General features: G+C 64.9%; 16 protein-coding genes. 12 read left to right on the plus strand and 4 right to left on the minus strand.

What is annotated here, in order from left to right; all coding sequences use genetic code 11:
- Nucleotides 1-102: 102 nt before the first annotated feature.
- A complete protein-coding gene (gene galE / locus YUU_RS0148500) occupies nucleotides 103-1,116 on the minus strand; it encodes a UDP-glucose 4-epimerase GalE (RefSeq protein WP_027528584.1) in 1,014 nt (337 codons plus the stop codon).
- Nucleotides 1,117-1,243: 127 nt separating this feature from the next.
- Here galE and YUU_RS0148505 point away from each other — a divergent pair, with 127 nt between their 5' ends.
- Nucleotides 1,244-2,281 carry a glycosyltransferase family 4 protein gene (locus tag YUU_RS0148505; RefSeq protein ID WP_027528585.1) on the plus strand — a complete coding sequence of 346 codons (1,038 nt, stop codon included), beginning with the start codon at nucleotides 1,244-1,246 and terminating at the stop codon, nucleotides 2,279-2,281.
- Nucleotides 2,282-2,535: 254 nt separating this feature from the next.
- Nucleotides 2,536-2,856, plus strand: a complete 321-nt coding sequence (locus YUU_RS0148510; protein ID WP_027528586.1) for a hypothetical protein — start codon at nucleotides 2,536-2,538, stop codon at nucleotides 2,854-2,856.
- A 639-nt stretch (nucleotides 2,857-3,495) separates the two neighbouring features.
- Here the strand turns inward: YUU_RS0148510 and waaF are convergent.
- Complete coding sequence (gene waaF, locus YUU_RS0148520; RefSeq protein WP_027528588.1) at nucleotides 3,496-4,563, minus strand: lipopolysaccharide heptosyltransferase II; 1,068 nt, start codon at nucleotides 4,561-4,563, stop codon at nucleotides 3,496-3,498.
- A 192-nt stretch (nucleotides 4,564-4,755) separates the two neighbouring features.
- On the opposite strand from waaF, the gene rfaD reads away from it, so the two are divergent.
- The 6 genes from rfaD (at nucleotide 4,756) to YUU_RS0148550 (ending at nucleotide 12,706) form a co-directional block, all read left to right on the plus strand.
- A complete protein-coding gene (rfaD, locus tag YUU_RS0148525; protein ID WP_027528589.1) occupies nucleotides 4,756-5,736 on the plus strand; it encodes an ADP-glyceromanno-heptose 6-epimerase in 981 nt (326 codons plus the stop codon).
- A 13-nt stretch (nucleotides 5,737-5,749) separates the two neighbouring features.
- Nucleotides 5,750-7,234 carry a D-glycero-beta-D-manno-heptose-7-phosphate kinase gene (gene rfaE1 / locus YUU_RS0148530; RefSeq protein WP_027528590.1) on the plus strand — a complete coding sequence of 495 codons (1,485 nt, stop codon included), beginning with the start codon at nucleotides 5,750-5,752 and terminating at the stop codon, nucleotides 7,232-7,234.
- Nucleotides 7,231-8,514, plus strand: coding sequence for an O-antigen ligase (locus YUU_RS0148535; RefSeq protein WP_027528591.1), 1,284 nt, complete (start codon nucleotides 7,231-7,233; stop codon nucleotides 8,512-8,514). Before rfaE1 ends, YUU_RS0148535 begins: the two co-directional genes overlap by 4 nt.
- A gap of 114 nt (nucleotides 8,515-8,628) precedes the next feature.
- Nucleotides 8,629-10,539, plus strand: coding sequence for a nucleoside-diphosphate sugar epimerase/dehydratase (locus tag YUU_RS0148540; RefSeq protein ID WP_027528592.1), 1,911 nt, complete (start codon nucleotides 8,629-8,631; stop codon nucleotides 10,537-10,539).
- A 2-nt stretch (nucleotides 10,540-10,541) separates the two neighbouring features.
- Complete coding sequence (locus tag YUU_RS0148545) at nucleotides 10,542-11,762, plus strand: glycosyltransferase family 4 protein (RefSeq protein ID WP_027528593.1); 1,221 nt, start codon at nucleotides 10,542-10,544, stop codon at nucleotides 11,760-11,762.
- On the plus strand, nucleotides 11,759-12,706 hold the full coding sequence (locus tag YUU_RS0148550) for an NAD-dependent epimerase/dehydratase family protein (RefSeq protein ID WP_027528594.1): 948 nt from the start codon (nucleotides 11,759-11,761) through the stop codon (nucleotides 12,704-12,706). The genes YUU_RS0148545 and YUU_RS0148550 overlap by 4 nt, the downstream gene beginning before the upstream one ends.
- Nucleotides 12,707-12,724: 18 nt before the next feature.
- On the opposite strand, the gene YUU_RS0148555 is transcribed toward YUU_RS0148550, so the two are convergent.
- Together YUU_RS0148555 and YUU_RS0148560 are read right to left on the minus strand one after the other, a co-directional pair.
- A complete protein-coding gene (locus tag YUU_RS0148555; RefSeq protein WP_035665468.1) occupies nucleotides 12,725-13,720 on the minus strand; it encodes a glycosyl transferase in 996 nt (331 codons plus the stop codon).
- A 35-nt stretch (nucleotides 13,721-13,755) separates the two neighbouring features.
- Nucleotides 13,756-14,715, minus strand: a complete 960-nt coding sequence (locus YUU_RS0148560; RefSeq protein ID WP_027528596.1) for a lysylphosphatidylglycerol synthase transmembrane domain-containing protein — start codon at nucleotides 14,713-14,715, stop codon at nucleotides 13,756-13,758.
- 185 nt (nucleotides 14,716-14,900) lie between these two features.
- On the opposite strand from YUU_RS0148560, the gene YUU_RS0148565 reads away from it, so the two are divergent.
- The 4 genes from YUU_RS0148565 to YUU_RS0148580 all read left to right on the plus strand — a co-directional run bounded on the left by YUU_RS0148565 (nucleotide 14,901) and on the right by YUU_RS0148580 (nucleotide 19,697).
- A complete protein-coding gene (locus tag YUU_RS0148565; RefSeq protein ID WP_027528597.1) occupies nucleotides 14,901-15,887 on the plus strand; it encodes an NAD-dependent epimerase in 987 nt (328 codons plus the stop codon).
- Nucleotides 15,888-15,894: 7 nt separating this feature from the next.
- Nucleotides 15,895-17,307 (plus strand): mannose-1-phosphate guanylyltransferase/mannose-6-phosphate isomerase, encoded by a 1,413-nt coding sequence (locus YUU_RS0148570; RefSeq protein ID WP_027528598.1) that lies wholly within the window; start codon nucleotides 15,895-15,897, stop codon nucleotides 17,305-17,307.
- Between the two features lie 181 nt (nucleotides 17,308-17,488).
- Nucleotides 17,489-18,493, plus strand: coding sequence for a Gfo/Idh/MocA family protein (locus YUU_RS0148575; protein ID WP_027528599.1), 1,005 nt, complete (start codon nucleotides 17,489-17,491; stop codon nucleotides 18,491-18,493).
- A gap of 52 nt (nucleotides 18,494-18,545) precedes the next feature.
- Nucleotides 18,546-19,697, plus strand: a complete 1,152-nt coding sequence (locus YUU_RS0148580) for a DegT/DnrJ/EryC1/StrS aminotransferase family protein (RefSeq protein WP_027528600.1) — start codon at nucleotides 18,546-18,548, stop codon at nucleotides 19,695-19,697.
- The last annotated feature ends 18 nt before the right edge of the window (nucleotides 19,698-19,715 follow it).

The raw sequence follows: 19,715 nt of genomic DNA on the forward strand, positions 1-19,715 counted from the left end.
GGCTGGGGGCGAACCTGCCCGCGCGTCAGGGATCGAATGGCCTCTGTGCCCGCTCAGACCGGGTTTTTCAAGCCCAATTAAGGACTTGCAAACCTAACGATTCTAGGCCGAGACCGCCTGGCGGAGCTCGCCATGGCGCTCGCGGAACAGCTGTTCCTCCCAGGCCAGCGCATGGGCCGCAATCGTCTCGAGGTTCTCGTATTGCGGCTGCCAGTCCAGCACGCTGCGGATGCGGCTGGTGTCGGCCACCATGGTCATGATGTCGCCGGGCCGGCGCGGCGCGTACTGGACCGCAAAGCTGCGCCCCGACACGCGGCGCACGGCATCGATGGTCTCGAGCACGGAGTAACCGCGGCCATAGCCGCAGTTCAGCGTCGTCGAGGCGCCGCCGCGGCGCAAGTAAGCAAGCGCCGAGCGATGCGCCTGCGACAGATCGGTGACGTGGATGAAGTCGCGGATGCAGCTTCCGTCCGGTGTCGGATAGTCGGTGCCGAACACGTCGATCTTGGCGCGCTGGCCGGTTGCGGCCTCGACCGCGATCTTGAGCAGATGGGTGGCGCCGACGGTAGCAAGCCCGATGCGCGCCTGCGGATCGGCGCCGGCCACGTTGAAGTAGCGCAGGGTCACATATTGCATGCCGTAGGCCGAGGCGACGTCGTGCAGCATGATCTCCGTCATCAGCTTCGACGAGCCATAGGGCGAGAGCGGCCGCGTCGGCGCGTGCTCGGGCACCGGCACCTGATCGGGATTGCCGTAGACGGCGGCGGTCGACGAGAAGATGAAGCGGTTGATGCCGCGCTTGACTGCGACGTTCAGCAGGTTGCGCGCGGTCATGAAGTTGTTGCGGTAGTAGCCGAGCGGATCGCGCATCGACTCCGGCACCACGACCGAGCCTGCGAAATGGATGATGCTTTCGATGTTGTGCTGGGCGATCACGCCTTCGACAAGGTTTTCGTCGCCGGCATCGCCGATGAACAGTGGCACGCCTTCCGGCAAATAAGCGGAAAAGCCGGTGGAGAGATCGTCGATCACGACCACGTCCTCGCCGGCCTCCGCCAGCGCCAGAACCGTGTGACTTCCGATATAGCCGGCACCGCCGGTAACAAGCACAGTCATGATCTCACCCGTCTTCCGATCATCCGGTGATGCTAACGTTTGCGTGGTGAAGAGGGGGTATCGGCGCGGCTGAACTGGTCACTATGCTTAATGTTGCGTATAGGAGCCTCACGAAACGGAGCGTGACGTGGCCAATTTCCCGGGCGATCTCGAACTGATCGTGCCAAATCTGCACAGACGCTATTCCGGCGTGACTGCGACCAACCGGATGGTCGCGCCGCGCCTGGCAAAGCTGTTTCGTGCCGCCTGGTTCGGGTCCGATGCGCCGGAGGGAGTTGCGCGGCTCGACGTTGCCGGTTTCCTGAAACTATGGCGCCGGCGGACGCCGTTGATCTTGCACGCGCGCCGCAATAACGAGATGATCGCGGGTGTATTGCTGCGCGCGCTCGGCTGGCCGTTGAAGCTGGTGTTCACGTCGGCTGCGCAGAGGCATCATAGCTGGATCACGCGCTGGCTGATCCGGAGGATGGATGCGATCATCGCAACGTCAGACATCTCGGCATCGTTCCTGAAAGTGAAGGCGACCGTCATTCCGCATGGCGTCGACACCGACGTCTATGCGCCGCCTGCGGATCGTGCCGCAGCGTTTGCCGAAAGCGGCTTGCCGGGCCGCTACGCGATCGGCTGTTTCGGCCGCGTGCGCGCGCAGAAGGGCAGCGATGTCTTCGTCGACGCGATGTGCCGCCTGTTGCCGCGCTATCCGGACTTCACCGCCGTCATCGTCGGCGCGATCACGCCGGAGCAGATGCCGTTCGCGAACGATCTGAAGAAGCGGATCGAGGCCGCCGGCCTGCAAGCGCGCATCGTCATCACCGGTGAACTGCCGATCGTACAGGTGCAGCGCTGGTACCAGCGGCTGACGATCTACGCCTTCACCTCGCGCAACGAGGGCTTTGGCCTGACGCTGATCGAGGCGATGGCGGCAGGCAGCGCGCTCGTCGCCTCACGTGCCGGCGCGGCCGAGCTCGTGGTCGAGGATGGCGTCACCGGCGTCTTGATCCGGCCGGGCGATGCGGACGCGCTGGTCGCCGCGCTCGAGCCCTTGATGCGCGATCCCGCCGCTGCGCTCGCCATGGGCGCGCGCGGGCGGGCACGGGTGCTCGCGAAGTTCAGCCTTGATGCCGAGGCGGCGCGGATCGGGGAGGTCTACCGTCCGCTGCTCTGAACCGGCGCTTTTAGGGCCCCGAACAAAAATGACGAAAACAACCCCATGCAAAGTAGCCGAGGACGGCTGGGGTTCTATTTCGTTTTTTACGAAATCGCTTGGCGCGTCGGGCAAATCGCCTGTAAACAGGCATCATCCAGAAATGATCGAGCCCGCGCCGTGTCACCGGCCGCCGGCTTTGTTGTTACTTCGACGTCCTTGACACATTGTTCATGTTTTGTTCTTATTGTGCCCATCCGAGAGTGGAGATGGCCATGGACAACCGCATCAACGAAATCCGACGACTTATCAGGGCGCTACGCGTGAGCATGCTTGAGGCTGAGGCCATCATGCGTGACCAGATCAACCGGGAGGAGAGCTGCGCCTTCGTGGCGCAGGAGATCATGAAGATGCGCTCGGTCATGAGCCTGCTGGTCGAGGAGCGAACAATGCTCGGAGATACCGATCCCATCCTCGTCAACAGCTTCTTCCTTCCGCGTCGGCGGTCGGCAGTGAAGTCCGTTGCCTTGCCGGTTAAGCGCAAGCTGGCGCTGGCATCCTCTGAGAAGGCGCGGGTGCCCTCACCGGAACGCTAGATCAGCGCGCACCCGCTTCGAGTCCCCGGTTGCTTGGTCAGCGGCGCATCGCCGACTTGGCTCGGCGATTGTATGGCGAGCGATTTGTGGGTCTCAATGAGATTCCCTCGCGGTGCGCCTTGCTGCGGATTGCAGTGGCGGGGCGCTGGAGCTTGATGCTCATCACGCCAGTTGGCGTGTTTCCCTTGGCCAACTGCCTGAGTTTCGACAGATCCTTATCGGACCACCGCTGGCGCGAACGGCGCTTGTAAGATGGGTTTGCCTTGCGCGGACCCTTCTTGCCGATCGGCGATCCGGGCCGTTTCCATGTTGCTCTTGCCATGAACTTCCTCCGTTAAGTGCTTTGTTGAACGAAGGAATCAGTAAAATTGTTCCGAGAGGAATGTTGTGCGGCGAGAGGCATTCGTCTCTTGCCTGTGCCGAGCCGGTGAACCGTGCTCCGCCGCATCTGCTTAGCCCTATTCCGTCATAAGACCCTCATGGTGAGGAGCGCGAAGCGCGTCGCCGAACGATGCTGCGCATCGCCAGGCGAACGTTGAAGACCCGCATGTCGCCCGCGGCCATTCTTCGAGACGCCCGCTCTCGCGGGCTCCTCAGGATGAGGGAGAGAGCCTCATGACGCAGCAGGTGGTTAGCTGCTCAAGTCGTGGCGCGCGCGTTTTCGCTGAGCACGCGCTCTGCGATCGCGACGACCTCGGAGGCCGCGATGTCGCGCATGCAACGATGGTCGTTCATCCGGCAGATCGTGCTCTGGCAGGGCTGGCAGGAGAGGATCGACTTGTTCTGCACGACGGTGGCGGCGAGGCCGTTGAGCGGTGCCCAGAGGTAGGGGCTGGTCGGGCCGAAGATGCCCATGGTCGGCGTGCCCAGGGCGGCTGCGATATGCATCAGCCCGGAATCGTTGGAGATGGCAACGCTGGCCGCCGCCATTGCCAGCACGCCGTTGCGCAAATCCGTCCCGGTCAGGTCGCGCACGCGTGGCCCACAGGCCGCGACGATCTCCTGGGCCATGGCCTTCTCGCCGGGGCCGCCGACCACCCAGACCTCGAGACCCTTTTCCACGAACTGGCGGGCAGCTTCCGGATAGTAGGTCCAGCGCTTGGAGGCGCCGACTGATCCCGGGCCCAATGCGACCGCGGTGACCCCGGTCAGGCCGTTCGCCTGGCGCCAGCGAGCGACGTCCTCGGCCGGGACGTGCAACTGCGGCACCGGCCATTCCGGTGGCAGCGGCGCGCCGTCGGGCTGGGCGAGCGAGGCGTTCTTGTCGATGAAGCGGGGCAGCCGCTTCTCGCCCCAGCGCCAGCGGTTGATCAGGCCGAACCGGAACTCCCCGACAAAGCCGACGCGCTCGGGGATGCCGGCCAGCGCCGGCGCGATGGCGGCCTTCCAGGTCCGGGGCAGCACGAGCGCGGTGCCATAGTTCCGCTCGCGCAGCAGCTTTGCGAGGCCGAACTGCCTGGTCACGGCGAGCCGGCTGCGCGGCAGGTCCCACACGATCCCCTGGCGGACGCCCGGCATGTAGTCGACCAGCGGAGTGCAAAGCGGGGTGGTCAGGAGGTCGACCGGCCGATTCGGCCAGCGCTCCTTCAGGACCCGCACCACGGTGTGGTTCCGGACAAAATCGCCGATCCACATATAGGGGATGATCAGGATAGGGCGCGTATCTGCCGGATCCTTTAATCCACTAAATTGCGAATCTATGTTCATTTGTAAATGGGGCCCAAGCGATGTTGACAGGGTCCGTTCGGTAGCCGCTCTGCACAGGCAGGTAAAGGCGGGACAGTTCCGATCCCAAAACCGCTTACACTTTGGCGGATCATGCGCTACGGCAGGGCTTGCGGCGGGTTCTTGGGCAGTTTCTTGGGCGCTGAATTTGGCAAATCGGGCAGGGACGGTGGAATGTTGCTGGTGACCGGCGGGGCCGGTTTTATCGGGTCGAATGTCGTGGCGGCGCTCAATGATGCGGGCCGCAGCGACGTGGTGGTCTGCGACCTGCTCGGCCACGAGGGCAAATGGCGCAACCTCGCCAAGCGACAGCTCGCCGACATCGTGCCGCCGGCCGAGCTGATCGACTGGCTGAAGGGGCGCAAGCTTGACGCCGTGATTCACCTCGGGGCCATTTCCGAGACCACCGCGACCGACGGCGATCTCGTCGTCGAGACCAATTTCCGCCTCTCTCTGCGCCTTCTGGACTGGTGCACGGCGAATGGCGTGCCGTTCATCTACGCATCGTCGGCCGCCACCTATGGCGACGGTGAAGAAGGCTTTGGTGACGACGCCTCGCTCGCCGCGCTGAAGACATTGCGGCCGATGAATCTCTACGGTTGGAGCAAGCATCTGTTCGACCTCGCTGTTGCCGAGCGCGTCGCGCGTGGCGACAGGCTGCCGCCGCAATGGGCGGGGCTCAAATTCTTCAACGTGTTCGGCCCGAACGAGTATCACAAGGGCGCAATGATGAGCGTGCTGGCGAAGCGCTTCGACGACATCAAGGCTGGCCACGTCGTGCAATTGTTCAAGTCGCATCGCGAGGGCATCGCCGACGGCGACCAGCGCCGTGATTTCATCTATGTCGAGGACGTCGTGCGGGTCATCATGTGGCTCCTTGCAACGCCGTCGGTCTCCGGGCTGTTCAACGTCGGAACCGGCAAGGCGCGCAGCTTCAAGGATCTGATCCTCGCGGCCTACGCCGCGCTCGGCACTAAGCCCAACATCGACTATGTCGACATGCCCGAGGCGATCCGCGGCAGCTACCAGTATTTCACCCAGAGCGAGGTCGATCGCCTGTACCGCGCCGGCTATAACGGCGGCTTCACGGCGCTCGAAGATGCGGTGGCGGCCTATGTCAGGGGCTACCTTGATCGCTCCGACCGTTTCCGCTGAGGCGCTGAGGACCATGCACACGCCCGTCTTCGATTTCGATACGCTCGCGCAGGCCATCGCTGGCCGCACCGTGCTCTGCATCGGCGACCTCATGCTCGACGAGTTCGTCTATGGCGAGGTCTCGCGGATTTCGCCGGAGGCGCCTGCGCCCGTGATCGCCGCGCAGCGCAGCGAGATCCATATCGGCGGTGCCGGCAACGTCGCGCGCAACATCGCGTCCCTCGGCGCGCGCTGCATCTTCGTCGCGCTGGTCGGCGAGGACGATGCGGGGGCGCGGCTCCGGGGTGCGCTGGCGGAGATCGCCGGCATCGAAAGCGTGCTTGTCAGCGACCCCTCGCGCCCTACCACGCGAAAAGTGCGCTTCGTCTCCGAGCACTTTTCCACGCATATGCTGCGCGCCGACTGGGAGCAGGCGGCGCCGGCCTCCACCGAAATCGAGCTGAAGCTGATCGAGGCGATCCTGCCGCAGATCCCGCGCGCCGACATCGTGCTGCTCTCCGACTATGCCAAGGGCGTGCTGACCGCGCGCGTGATCCGCAACGTGATCGATGCCGCGCGAAAGCTCGGCAAGCGCGTGATCGTCGACCCCAAGAGCCCCAACTGGGCGATCTATCGCGGCGCCAGCCTGCTCACGCCCAACCGCAAGGAATTTGCCGAGGCGACCCGCAGCCGCGCCGATACCGTCGATGGTATCGCCGAGGCGGCGCAGGACGTGATGCGGCTTGCCGATTGCGAGGCGATCCTGGTGACGCAAAGCGAGCACGGCATGACGCTGTTGCCGCGCGAGGGCGACGTCGTCCACGTTCCGGCCTATCCGGTGAAGGTGCGCGACGTCTCGGGCGCCGGCGACACGGTCTCTGCGGCGCTTGCCGCGACGCTCGCGACTGGCGCCGATTGGGACACTTCGCTGCGCATGGCCAGCGCCGCCGCTGCGGTCGCGGTTGGCAAGCAGGGCACTGCGAGTGTGAGCGCGGCCGAGCTGCGGCGAAAAATCCTGCCGCATGCCTATCTCGCCGCCGAGGAGAAGATCGTGCTCGTGCCCGGCGCGCTTGCCGCGCAGCTTGCGGACTGGCGCAAGCAGGGCCTGCGCGTCGGCTTCACCAATGGCTGCTTCGACATCCTGCATCCCGGTCACGTCAAGGTGCTGACCGCGGCGCGCGCCGCCTGTGATCGCCTTGTCGTCGGCCTGAATAGCGACGCCTCGGTGCGCCGGCTGAAGGGCGAGGACCGGCCGGTGCAGGACGAGCGCGCACGGGCCGAGGTGCTGGCGGCGCTCGAAGCCGTCGACCTCGTCGTCATCTTCGAGGAGGACACGCCGATCAATCTGATTTCCGACATCAAACCAAGCGTGCTGGTGAAGGGCGGCGACTACACCCGCGAGCAGGTGGTCGGTTATGACGTCGTCGAAGCCGCTGGCGGAACGGTAGTGCTGGTCGACATCCTCAGGGGATTTAGCACGACCGCACTCGTCAACCGTGCGCGGGGAGGGATGACGTGACGGCGCTGGCGCGGGAAACTACCGGCGCGATGATGCTCCGCCGCTTGCGCAGCCCCGCCGCATGGGCCGAGAGCGTGGACCTATTCGCGGTCCTGACCGCGGCCTCGCTGCCATGGTCGACGTCGCTGGCCGCGATCTTCAATGCCCTCATGCTCGTCTGCATGGTCCCGTTTCTCGACGTCAGGGATTTCCTGCAATCCGTGAAGCGGCCGATCTGTGCGGCGCCGATCGCGCTGTTCCTGCTCGCGCTCGTGGGAACGCTGTGGTCGGATGCGGCGTGGGGCGCGCGGCTCTATGCCGTGAACCCGACCGTCAAGCTGCTCGTGCTCCCGGTCCTGCTCTATCATTTCGAACGCTCCTCGCGCGGACGGTGGGTGTTCGTTGCCTTCCTGGTCTCCTGCGCGCTGTTGTCGGTGATGTCCTGGCTGGTCGCCTTCAATCCCGCACTCTCGATCAAGCCCGGAGACGTCGAGCGCGGCATCTTCGTCAAGAACTACATCGACCAGAGCCAAGAATTCACGCTGTGCGCGGTCGCGCTCGCCTATCCGGTCGTGATGCTGCTGCGTGAGAAGCGATACGCGCTCGCCGCCGTGCTCACGGCGCTCGCGCTGAGCTTCTTCGCGAACATGGCCTTCGTGATCGTCTCGCGCACCGCGCTCGTCACGGTGCCGATCATGCTCGCGGTGTTCGCGCTGCTTCACTTGCGGTGGCGCAGCATCCTGATCATCTCTGCCGGTCTGCTCGCCTGCGCGCTGCTTGCCTGGCAAATCTCGCCGCAATTGCGCAAGACGACCGACACCTTTTCCCGCGACTATCGGCTCTACACGCAGGAGAAGGTTCCAACCTCTATTGGCGAGCGCCTCGAGTATTGGCAGAAGTCAATTCAGTTCTTTGTACAGGCTCCATTCGTCGGGCATGGTACGGGCTCCACTAAAGGGCTGTTTGACAAGGTCGCCAAGAGCGCCGAATGGGTTCAAGGCGTCAGGGTCTTTCCGAATCCGCATAACCAGACACTGAACGTCGCCGTGCAGTGGGGCGTCATCGGCATCGTCGTTCTCTACGCGATCTGGCTCCAGCATCTCCTCTTGTTTCGCGGCGACGGACTTGCCAACTGGGTCGGCCTCCTCGTCGTGGTGCAGAACATCTTCACGTCGCTCTTCAATTCCCATCTGTTCGACTTCCACGAGGGCTGGATGTACGTCATCGGCGTCGGCGTTGCCGGCGGCATGGTGATCCGCGCGCGACAAGCCGAGCCGAAGGTGGGGGAAGCCGGTTCCTGAGCCGCCGCGCGGCTGGCAAGTCTTGTGCTGGCAAGTCTTGTGCTGGCATGTCTTGCGGAGATGGGCTATCAGCGCGGTCAGGTTGCATCTAACTGGATATTCATCGGTCGGCGGATGACGCGTCTTTCGCATCTTAACTCGCGCAATTTCCTGATCGCGCTCCACGACCTGCTCGCGACCGCGGCGGCGCTGTTTGTCGCGTTCTACCTGCGCTTCGAGGGCGGCGAGCTGTTTTTCGTCCGCCTGCCGCTGCTGCTGAAGATCCTGCCCTGGTTCCTCGCCTTCAGCGTGGTCGTGTTCTTCGTCTTCAACCTGACCACGACGAAATGGCGCTTCATCTCGCTGCCCGATGCGCTGAACATCATCCGCGTCGCGACCGTGCTCACCGTCGCACTGCTCGTGCTCGACTACGTCTTCCTCGCGCCCAACGTCCACGGCACCTTCTTTCTCGGCAAGGTGACCATCATCCTCTACTGGTTCCTGGAGATCTCCTTCCTCAGCGCGCTGCGGTTTGCCTATCGCTATTTCCGCTACACCCGCGTGCGGCGCCACGCCCGGATCGAGGATGCCTCGCCGACGCTGCTGATCGGGCGCGCGGCGGATGCCGAGGTGCTGTTGCGCGGCATCGAGAGCGGGGCGATCACGCGGGTCTGGCCGGTCGGCGTGCTGTCGCCGTCGCGCGCCGATCTCGGACAGCTCATCCGCAACGTGCCGGTGCTCGGCGGCATCGACGACTTCGAGGACGTGATCGGCGATTTCGCCAAGCGCAACAAGCCGATCGCGCGGGTGGTGATGACGCCGTCCGCCTTCGAGCCGGAGTCGCATCCCGAATCGGTGCTGATGCGGGCGCGCCGTCAGGGCCTGATCGTCAGCCGTCTGCCGTCGCTCGAGAGTGGCGATACGCCGCGGCTCACCGCGGTTGCGGTCGAGGATCTCCTGCTGCGGCCGAGCGAGAAGATCGACTATGCGCGCCTGGAAACCCTGATCAGGGGCAAGTCCGTCATCGTCACCGGTGGCGGCGGCTCGATCGGTTCCGAAATCTGCGAGCGTGTCGTCGCATTCGGGGCCGCGCGCCTCCTGATCCTCGAACATTCCGAGCCCGCGCTCTACGCCGTCACCGAAGCGCTCGCCGCGCAAGGCGCCGTTGCGACGATCGAAGGCCGGATCGCCGACATCCGCGACCGCGAACGCGTCATTCGCCTGATGGCCGAGTTCAAGCCGGACATCGTGTTCCATGCCGCCGCGCTCAAGCACGTGCCGATCCTGGAACGCGACTGGAGCGAAGGGGTCAAGACCAACATCTTCGGCTCGATCAACGTGGCGGACGCAGCACTTGCCTCCGGCGCCGAGGCCATGGTGATGATCTCGACCGACAAGGCGATCGAGCCGGTCTCGATGCTCGGCCTGACCAAGCGCTTTGCGGAAATGTACTGCCAGGCGCTCGATCACGATCTGGGCCTGCAGGGCGCAGACAAGTCGCCGATGCGGCTGATCTCGGTCCGCTTCGGCAACGTGCTCGCCTCGAACGGCTCGGTGGTGCCGAAATTCAAGGCCCAGATCGATGCCGGCGGACCGGTCACGGTCACTCATCCCGACATGGTCCGCTACTTCATGACCATCCGCGAGGCCTGCGACCTCGTGATCACGGCTGCGACCCACGCGCTCGGGGCCGAGCGCTCGAACGTCTCGGTCTACGTGCTCAACATGGGCCAGCCGGTCAAGATCGTCGATCTCGCCGAGCGCATGATTCGCCTGTCCGGCCTGCAGCCCGGCTACGACATCGAGATCGTGTTCAGCGGCATGCGGCCCGGCGAACGGTTGAACGAGATCCTGTTCGCGACCGAGGAGCCGAAGGTCGAGATCGGCATTGCCGGCATCATGGCGGCGCGGCCCAACGAGCCGCCGATGCTGACCTTGCGCAAATGGATCTCCGCGCTGGAGCAGGCGATCGCGCGCGACGATCGCGCCACCATCAGGACCATCCTGAAGGACGCGGTTCCGGAATTCGGGTCGACTGCGGCCTGACCATGCAGCCTCAAGGCAAGATCGTCGTCGCGAGCCAGCATTATCCGCCGGATCCCAGCACCACGGCGGCGATCATGGCGGAGATTGCGTGCCGCCTTGCCCTGGGCCATGAGGTCGTCGTGCTGTCCGGCACGCCCGGCGAGTTGCCGGCCTCTCAGATCGGACCGGGCAAGCCGCGCGTCATTGCCGTCAAGAACCGGATGACCGGAAAGGCGGCGCTGGTGCGGCGCGCTCTTGCCGAGATCCTGTTTGCGCTGCGCACCTTCTTCGCGTTGACGAAAGTGTTGAAGCGCGGCGACGTGGTGCTCACCGTGACCGCGCCGTTCATGCTGCCCTATGCGGTTGCGGCGGCCGCAAGGTTGAAGGGCGCGCGCTCGGCGCTGATCATGCACGATCTGTTTCCCGACGTGCTGGTGATGGCGGGCCTGCTCAAGCCCCGCTCGATCGTGACCCGCGTGATCCGTGCCGCGAACGCGTTCATGTTCCGCGCGCTCAATGCCGTCATCACCATCGGCCGCGACGCCGAGGGGTCGCTGCTGCGCTACCGCGGCATGACCGCGAACAAGATCCGCTTCATCCCGAACTGGGCGACGCTCGTTCCCGCGCTGCGTCCGGTGACCGTGGACAATGCTTTCCGCCGCGCGGTGCCGGCCCGCTTCATCGTCGGCCTGTCGGGCAATCTCGGTTTCACCCACGATCCGGAGATCGTGTTCGAGGCCGCGCGCCTGTTGCGGCAGGAGACGGACATCCACTTCCTGCTCTCCGGCTGGGGGATCGGCTTCGAGCGGCTGATGCAGTTGCAGGCGGAATCGAACCTGCCGAACGTCTCCTTCGTGCCGCGTGTCGAGGACGCCGAGCTCGAGGCGTTTCTCGCCGCCGCCGACGTCTGGATCATTCCCTATCGGAAGAACGTCGCAGGTGTATCTGTGCCGAGCCGGTTCTATAATCTCCTCGCCGTCGGTCGTCCGGTGCTGCTGGTCTCGGAGCCGGAGGCGGAGGCCGCATTGACCGTGGTCGAAAACGGGCTGGGCTGGGTGGTGGCGCCGGGCCGGCCCGAGGAGCTGGCGGATGCGATCCGCGCGGCGGCCGGCGCAGATGCCAAGGCCATGGTGGACCGGGCGGTGAAGGCCGCCGCAAAATTTGATCGCGCTACGGCCATGGATGCCTATGCTGGCGTGATCGACGAATTGTTGCGCAATCCGGAACTGGCGGGGCAACGATGAGCGAGCGAAAGCCTGTTGTGCTGGTGACGGGCGCCAGCGGCTTTGTTGGCCGTCACGTCGCCCCCGCCCTTGTGGAGCAGGGATGGTCGGTGCGTCGCGCGGTGCGCAGCCCCGCGCGGCTGGGTGACGAGGTCGTCATCGAATCGATCGGTCCCGAAACCAACTGGCAGGCCGCGCTCGACGGCGTCGATGCCGTCGTCCACCTTGCCGCCCGCGTCCACCACAAGCACGAGGAGCACGCGGTCCAGCTCTATCGCAACGTCAACATCGCCGGCACCCTGCATCTGGCGCGATCAGCGGCTGCGGCCGGCGTGCGCCAGTTCATCTTCATCAGCACCGTGCTCGTGCACGGCCGCAGCAACGAGGGCCGCGCGCCGTTCAGCGAGGACGATGTCCTGACGCCGCGCGGGCTCTATGGCATGTCCAAGGCGGCCGCCGAAGCAGGGCTCAAGACGCTGGCGCGCGACAGCGAGATGAAGATTTCGGTGATCAGGCCGCCGCTGGTCTATGGCGCCGGCGCCAGGGGAAATTTTGCGCTGCTGAGCCGGGCGGTCAATCTTGGATTGCCGCTGCCGTTCGCCGCGATCCGCAATCAGCGCGCTTTCCTTGCCGTGCAAAACCTCTCGTCGTTCATCCGGCGCCGGCTCGCCCATCCCGATCCCGCGAGCAATTTCGAGATCTTCCTGATCGCCGACAGGGAACAGGTCTCGACGCCCGAATTCATCGAGAGGCTGGCCAAGGCCGCGGGCAAGCGGCCCCGGCTGTTCGCGGTCCCGCAGGATCTCCTGGGCTCGGTTCTCGGGGTCGTCGGCCGCCAGGACACCCATGACAGCCTGATCGGCTCGCTCGAGCTGAATGTATCGAAGGCGATCGCGACCGGCTGGCGGCCGGAGGTGTCGCTCGACGAGGGGCTGCGACTGGCATTGTCGGCTCAGGACGCCTGACCAGCCGCCGCCGGCGCGTCAGCCCGTCCGCACCTGAGAAAACCTGCGCAGCACTAAGCCGACCGCGATGGCGCCCGCAAGCAGCGCCAGCGTCGTGACTGTCATCGAAGTCGCCTTGATCGTGATGAGGGCGAGCAGCGCAAGCAGGAGATTGAGTGCGAACACCTCGCTGACCACGCGGGACACGGTGAAGCCGTTGTCGGTGGCGCGCTGATAGAAATGCGAGCGATGCGCCGACCAGAACGGCTCGCGCCGGGCAATGCGCCGGAACAGTGTGACGGTGGAATCCGCAAGATAGTAGGCCGGCAGCAGCAGCGCCGCTGCGATTTGCTGGTGCCAGGCAAGCCCCAGCAGGCACCAGCCGAGCAGGAGCCCTATCGGCAGGCTGCCGACGTCGCCCAAAAATACCTTTGCGACGGGCCGGTTGAACGGAGCAAATCCGACCATGGCGCCGCACAGTCCCGCCGCGACGAGCGAGGCCGGCAACGGCAGCTCGCCGAGCCATCCAAGCAGGGCGAGCGCGGCGGCGACGGGGACCACCTCCGACACCGTCATCAGATCGAGCCCGTCCATGAAATTGACGAGGTTCACGAACCACACGCCTGCGAGCAGGATGAGACCGCGCTCGAGCGCCAGCGGCAGCGCCGGGACGATCCGGAGCGCATCTGATGTCGTGAAAACGACGGCTCCAACGGATGCAGCTTGGAGCACGAGCCGAAGCAGGACGGGGAGGGGTTTGATATCATCGGCAAGGCCGACCAGCGCAATCACCACCGTGGCCGCGATCAAAACCAGCGGAATGGATGCATTCAACCAGGCGGCCCAGAGCGAGGCGACCAGCAGGGTGGCCGCGACGATTGCGATGCCGGCACCCTGCGGCGTCGGAATCCGGTGCGAGGAGCGCGCGTTTGGCCGAGCCAGTGCATAACGTTGCAACAGGGGCATGCTCCGCCAGGTGATGCAGGCCGAGAGCAGCGCGGCCAGGGCGGCAGGTAGGAGGGCGAGCAGAAACATCCCCAGCGCCGTCGCAGGTCCGGAAACGAAGGTGCTCACTCCGGCACCCCTATCGGGGCCGATCCCTGCTGAGCCTTCTCCGCGCTGAAGATCCAGACCAGTCCGCCGAATGCGCCGACGATGAACGACACGGCACCATACAGCAGCGAGACGTTGACGCCCTCATTGGCGGCAAGGCCCGCAAAGCCGAAGGCGAGGCCCATGGTCGCTTCGCGCACGCCCCAGCCGGCAATCGAAATCGGCACCATCGTGATCAGCATCACCGGCGGAATGAGCAGGAAGGTCTCGCCGAAACTGACGGGCGCTGCGATCGATTGCACGACGCACCAGGCGATCACGACCGCCAGCACGTGAACGAGAAGCGACAGGACCGCGACGATCGGCCCGCGCGAACGGTTGAAGATGGCGCGGTTGGCGATCACCGCGCAGGCATGAATGTGGTGGGTGGCCCACCAGCGCTTCAGCCATGGCCAGTTCAGGGCCCCGAGCAGCAGGAAGCCGAGGCCGGCCGCGAGCGCCGCAAAGTCCAGGAGTAACAGCGCGGAGCGTCCCTGCGCATCGTTGATGAGGCGATAGCTCCAGGGCAGGCTGGCGACGATGACGATCGCGAGCGCGATCAGTCCGATTGCGCGATCGACAAAGATTGAATAGGTCGCCGCGCGCCAGCCGGCGCCGGCGCGCGCGACGAGCCAGAGACGGACGGCATCGCCGCCGATCGCCGAGGGCAGGGTCTGGTTGAAGAAGGTTCCGATCACATTGTAGCGCATGGCGCGCTCGAGTTCGAGCGGCGCGCCGCACTCCGCGCTGATCTCGCGCCAGCGCAGCACGCCGACGAAGATCTGGAGGAACGTCACCGCGATCGCGAGGGCGATCCAGTACAGGCTGCTCACGGTGAAACGCGAGAACAGATCGGACGGATTCACCTTGCGCAGCGCCAGATAGAGCAGCGCCCCGGAAACGATGATCTTGGCCGCAGAAAGCAGGATTCGGCGCATCTCGCCCGCGTTTGAACAGGGGGTTTCTTCAGACTTGGCGTAACCCGACGCCCTGCGCCGAATTTGGCCGCTGTGGTATGGTCTTGGCGCCGATCTTGCAATAGCTGTCGTGAGGGGGGCGGTAGCTATTGCCGCCCCCTCGACGCGGCGGCTAAAGAGGGGGCAGCGGACGATTTGGGAACATGATGGCAGATCAGTCAATTTTGGTCACGGGCGCGGCCGGCTTCATCGGCTTTCACGTCGCCCGGCAGCTTCTGGCCGAAGGCCGGCCGGTCGTCGGGCTCGATAATCTCAGCAACTATTACGATCCGGCCTTGAAGCGGGCGCGGCTGGACGTGTTGCGGGACGCCGGCTTTTCCTTTGTCCAAGCCGATCTCGCCGATCGCGACACGATCGCGAAACTGTTTGCGCAGCACCGGTTCGCGACCGTCGTGCATCTCGCAGCCCAGGCCGGCGTGCGCTACTCAATCGAGCATCCGCAGACTTACGTCGATTCCAACCTTCAGGGCTTCCTCAACGTGCTCGAGGGTTGCCGGCACAATGGCTGTCGTCATCTCGTCTATGCATCGTCATCCTCCGTTTACGGCGCCAACACAAAACTGCCATTTGCCATCGAGGACAGAACGGACCATCCCGTCAGCTTCTACGCCGCGACCAAGAAGGCCAATGAGGTGATGGCGCAGTCCTACAGCCATTTGTACCGCCTGCCGGTCACGGGCTTGCGCTTCTTCACCATTTACGGCCCGTGGGGACGGCCCGACATGGCCATATTTCTGTTCGCAAACGCCATCATGGAGGGCAGGCCGATTCGGCTCTTTAACCATGGCAAGATGCGGCGCGACTTCACCTATGTTGACGACGTCACCCGTGTAGTATCCACGCTGATTGATCGGGTGCCTGTGGATAATCCGGCCGCCGCAAATGCGCCGTCTCGGCTCTACAATGTCGGTAACCACCATCCCGAAGAGCTGATGCACGTTGTCGGACTTCTGGAACGTGAGCTGGGCCGGACGGCGGTCAAGGAGCTGTTGCCGATGCAGCCGGGAGACGTGCCGGCGACTTTCGCCGATGTCGGGGATCTGACGCGCGACACCGGGTTCGCACCATCAACTCCGATCGAGATCGGTGTCCGTAACTTCGTGGGCTGGTATCGCGACTACTACAAGGTTTGAGATGACGATGAACAGACGCATTATCCCCCTGATCATGTGCGGCGGCGCCGGCACGCGGTTGTGGCCTGCTTCGCGCGAGGTACGTCCCAAGCAGTTCTTGCCGCTGTTCGGCAAGCGCTCGACGTTCCAGGACACGCTCTTGCGCGTCTCCGACGGCGCGCTGTTCGATCGTCCGATCGTCATCACCAATGCGGCCTATCGCTTCATGGTACTGGAGCAGCTCGTCGAGATCGGCGTCGAGGCCGATGTGTTGCTGGAGCCGATGCGGCGTGACTCAGGCCCGGCGATTGCGGCCGGCGCTGCGTTCGCGCAAAGCCGCGACAACGAGGCGATCGTGCTGGCGCTCGCCGCCGATCACGTGGTGCGCGACAATGCGGCCTTCGTCGCGGCGTGCCGGCAGGGCCTGGTTGCCGCGGGCGAAGGGTGCATCGTCACCTTCGGCGTCAAGCCGGAACGGCCGGCGACCGAATATGGCTACATCAACCCCGGCGACGCGGTCGCGGGCGAGGTGCGCGTGGTCACGAAATTCGTCGAGAAGCCGGACGCGGTGAAGGCGGCCGACTACGTCAATTCGGGCTATCTCTGGAACAGCGGCAACTTCATGTTCCCGGCTACCGTGCTGCTCGACGAATATCGCAAGGTCGATGCGACGAGCGTGCAGGCGGTTTCCGAGGCCGTCAGTAACGCCGGCCGCGATCTCGGCTTCGTCACGCTCGAGCCGAAGGCGTTCGCTTCAGCCAAGGCGATCTCGATCGACTATGCGGTGATGGAAAAGACCGCGCGCGCCGCGGTCGTTCCCGTGTCGTGCGGCTGGTCCGATGTCGGCTCCTGGCTTGCGGTGTGGGAGCTCTCGGAGAAGGACGCGCAGGGCAATGCCGCGCACGGCACTGCCGTGTTCGAGGACTCGCGCAATTGCAACGTCACGACCGATTCTGCGCTGGTTGCGCTCGAAGGCGTCGACGATCTCGTCGTGGTGGCGACCGCCGACGCCGTGTTGGTCTCGCGCCAGAAGGATGCCAATGGCCTCAAGCGCCTCGTGACGAGGCTGAAGACGGTGGCCCCGAAGGTCACCGAGGAGCACCTCAAGGTGCATCGCCCCTGGGGCAGCTATCAGTCGGTCGACAACGGCGAACGTCACCAGGTCAAGCGCATTGTGGTGAAGCCGGGCGGACGGTTGTCGCTGCAGAAGCATCATCATCGCGCCGAGCACTGGATCGTGGTCCGCGGCGCGGCGCGGGTCACCGTGAACGAGACCGTCAAGACGGTGCACGAGAATGAGTCGATCTACATCCCGATGGGCGCGGTGCACCGGATGGAGAACCCCGGTAAAATCATGCTGGAACTGATCGAGGTCCAGACCGGCAGCTATCTCGGGGAAGACGATATCATCCGGATTGAAGACGACTATCAAAGGTCGTAACCAGCCCTCCGAATCACGTCACCCGGGCTCGAGGGCCGGCCTCCAACTGAGCTAAGGCCCGGGGAACGTGTAATTTTTTGAATCAAATCGTGTCCGGTCTACTGTCTCGGCATTCGCCACAAATGTGGCGCCCGTGCTAGGAGTGGCGCCGGGGATTTGGGTTGAATCGGGGTTCGATCAGATGAGTTCCAAAGGATCTGCACCGGCAAAGGCCGGCTTGCGCGTCGGCGTCATCGGCGCAGGCGTGATGGGCAGCAACCACGCGCGCGTGCTCGCAGGGCTTCCCGGCGTCAGCCTGGTCGGTGTGGTCGATCCCTCGCCGGCGCACCGCGCGCGTGCGACCGAGCTTGCCAATTGCCAGTGCTTCGAGACGCTCGATCAGCTCGTCGCCGAAGGTGTCGATGCGGTGACCGTCGCGGCGCCGACCCATCTGCATCACGAGATCTCGCTCGCCTGCATCGCCAGGAAAATTCACGTGCTGGTCGAGAAGCCGATCGCATCTTCAGTGGAGGAGGGGCGCGAGATCGTCACTGCTGCGCGCGAGGCCGGCGTGACGCTGATGGTCGGCCATGTCGAGCGCTTCAATCCGGCGGTCGCTGCGGTCAAGCAGGCGATCGCGGGCGAGGACATCCTGTCGATCGCGATCACGCGCGTCGGTCCGTTCCCGCCGCGTATGTCGAATGTCGGCGTGGTCATCGACCTCGCGGTGCATGACATCGACCTGATCCGCTGGTTCACCGAGTCCGATATCGTCGAGGTGCAGCCGCAATTGTCGAGTGCGGTCGCCGAGCGCGAGGACATCGCGCTGTTGCAGTTCCGCACTGCCTCCGGCGTGCTCGCCCACATCAACACCAACTGGCTGACGCCGTTCAAGGCGCGCAGCGTCACGGTCGCGACCCGTGGCAAGTACGTCATGGGCGATCTCTTGACGCGCCAGGTCACCGAATGCTTCGGCTTCAAGCCGGACGGCAGCTATTCGATGCGGCATCTGCCGGTCGGTCATGACGAACCGCTGCGCGCCGAACTGATCTCGTTCCTCAACGCGGTGCGCCACGGCGAGACGCCGGCGGTGACCGGCGATGAGGGCGTTGCGAGCCTCGAGATCGCCACGCGCTGCCTGGAGGCGCCGAGCCATCCTGCTGCGGCATCCGCGACCCGCAAGGCGCCGCGCCGCGTCGCCGGCTGATCCTCATTCCATGCCGACCGCTAAAAACCTGCAAGACATTCTGCAAGGCGCCATGAACCAGCATCTGCGTTCCGATCCCATCCCCTTCATCGATGTCGGCGCGCAGCGCCGCCGGCTCGGCGCTTCGCTCGATGCCGCGGTCACGCGCGTTCTCGACCATTGCCAGTTCGTCAACGGCCCCGAGGTGACCGAGCTCGAGAAGCAGCTCGCGGCCTATTGCGGCGCCAAGCATGTGGTGGGCTGCGCCAGCGGCACCGATGCGCTGCTGATGGTGCTGATGGCGAAGAACATCGGGCCCGGCGATGCGGTGCTGTGTCCGTCGTTCACCTTCATTGCAACCGCTTCGCCGGCGGCGCGCACCGGCGCTACGCCGGTCTACGTCGATGTGGATGAGGCGACCTTCAACATGAGCGCCGAATCCCTGAAGCGCGGCATTGCGACCGCCCGGAAGGCCGGCTTGAGGCCTGTAGCGGTCATTCCGGTCGACCTGTTCGGACAGGCTGCCGATCACGACGCCATCGCCGCGATCGCGAAGGACGAAGGCCTGTTCGTGCTCGACGACGCCGCGCAAGGTTTCGGCGCGAGCTACAAGGGACGCAAGCTCGGCACGCTGGCGCTGGCGACCACGACCAGCTTCTTCCCGGCAAAGCCGCTCGGCTGCTTCGGCGACGGCGGCGCGATCTTCACCGACGATGACGAGCTAGCGCATACGCTGCGCAGCATTCGCGTCCACGGCCAGGGCGCGGACAAATACGACAACGTGCGTCTCGGCCTGACCGGACGGCTCGACACCATGCAGGCCGCCATCCTGATCGAGAAGCTGAAGATTTTCGACGACGAGATCGCGGCGCGCAACAAGGTGGCCGAGCGCTACGCGCGCGGGCTCAGCAATGTGGTCACCGTGCCGCGGCTCGCGCCCGGCTGCACCTCGGTCTGGGCGCAGTACACCATCCGCCTGCCCAAGGGAACGGACCGCGACGGCTTTGCCGCCGCACTGAAGGCCCAGGGCGTGCCGACCGCGATCTACTATGCGAAGTCGATGCACCAGCAGACCGCCTACAGGCACTATCCGGTCGCCGACGGCGGCCTGCCGGTCTGCGAAAGCCTGTCGGAGGACGTCATCAGCCTGCCGATGCACGCTTATCTCGACGAGGCGGCCCAGGAGCGAATCATCGCGGCCGTGCGCGGCGCGATTTCAACCTGATTTCGTCGTTTTTACCTC

The organism is Bradyrhizobium sp. Ec3.3, from assembly GCF_000472925.1.
Taxonomy (GTDB): Bacteria; Pseudomonadota; Alphaproteobacteria; order Rhizobiales; family Xanthobacteraceae; genus Bradyrhizobium.

Excerpts from the sequence above, each read along its gene's own strand:
- galE (WP_027528584.1), bottom strand. The coding sequence starts at position 1,116 with ATGACTGTGCTTGTTACCGGCGGTGCCGGCTATATCGGAAGTCACACG.
- YUU_RS0148510 (WP_027528586.1), top strand. The coding sequence starts at position 2,536 with ATGGACAACCGCATCAACGAAATCCGACGACTTATCAGGGCGCTACGC.
- waaF (WP_027528588.1), bottom strand. The coding sequence starts at position 4,563 with ATGAACATAGATTCGCAATTTAGTGGATTAAAGGATCCGGCAGATACG.
- rfaD (WP_027528589.1), top strand. The coding sequence starts at position 4,756 with ATGTTGCTGGTGACCGGCGGGGCCGGTTTTATCGGGTCGAATGTCGTG.
- rfaE1 (WP_027528590.1), top strand. The coding sequence starts at position 5,750 with ATGCACACGCCCGTCTTCGATTTCGATACGCTCGCGCAGGCCATCGCT.
- YUU_RS0148540 (WP_027528592.1), top strand. The coding sequence starts at position 8,629 with ATGACGCGTCTTTCGCATCTTAACTCGCGCAATTTCCTGATCGCGCTC.
- YUU_RS0148545 (WP_027528593.1), top strand. The coding sequence starts at position 10,542 with ATGCAGCCTCAAGGCAAGATCGTCGTCGCGAGCCAGCATTATCCGCCG.
- YUU_RS0148550 (WP_027528594.1), top strand. The coding sequence starts at position 11,759 with ATGAGCGAGCGAAAGCCTGTTGTGCTGGTGACGGGCGCCAGCGGCTTT.
- YUU_RS0148555 (WP_035665468.1), bottom strand. The coding sequence starts at position 13,720 with ATGTTTCTGCTCGCCCTCCTACCTGCCGCCCTGGCCGCGCTGCTCTCG.
- YUU_RS0148560 (WP_027528596.1), bottom strand. The coding sequence starts at position 14,715 with ATGCGCCGAATCCTGCTTTCTGCGGCCAAGATCATCGTTTCCGGGGCG.
- YUU_RS0148565 (WP_027528597.1), top strand. The coding sequence starts at position 14,901 with ATGGCAGATCAGTCAATTTTGGTCACGGGCGCGGCCGGCTTCATCGGC.
- YUU_RS0148570 (WP_027528598.1), top strand. The coding sequence starts at position 15,895 with ATGAACAGACGCATTATCCCCCTGATCATGTGCGGCGGCGCCGGCACG.
- YUU_RS0148575 (WP_027528599.1), top strand. The coding sequence starts at position 17,489 with ATGAGTTCCAAAGGATCTGCACCGGCAAAGGCCGGCTTGCGCGTCGGC.
- YUU_RS0148580 (WP_027528600.1), top strand. The coding sequence starts at position 18,546 with ATGAACCAGCATCTGCGTTCCGATCCCATCCCCTTCATCGATGTCGGC.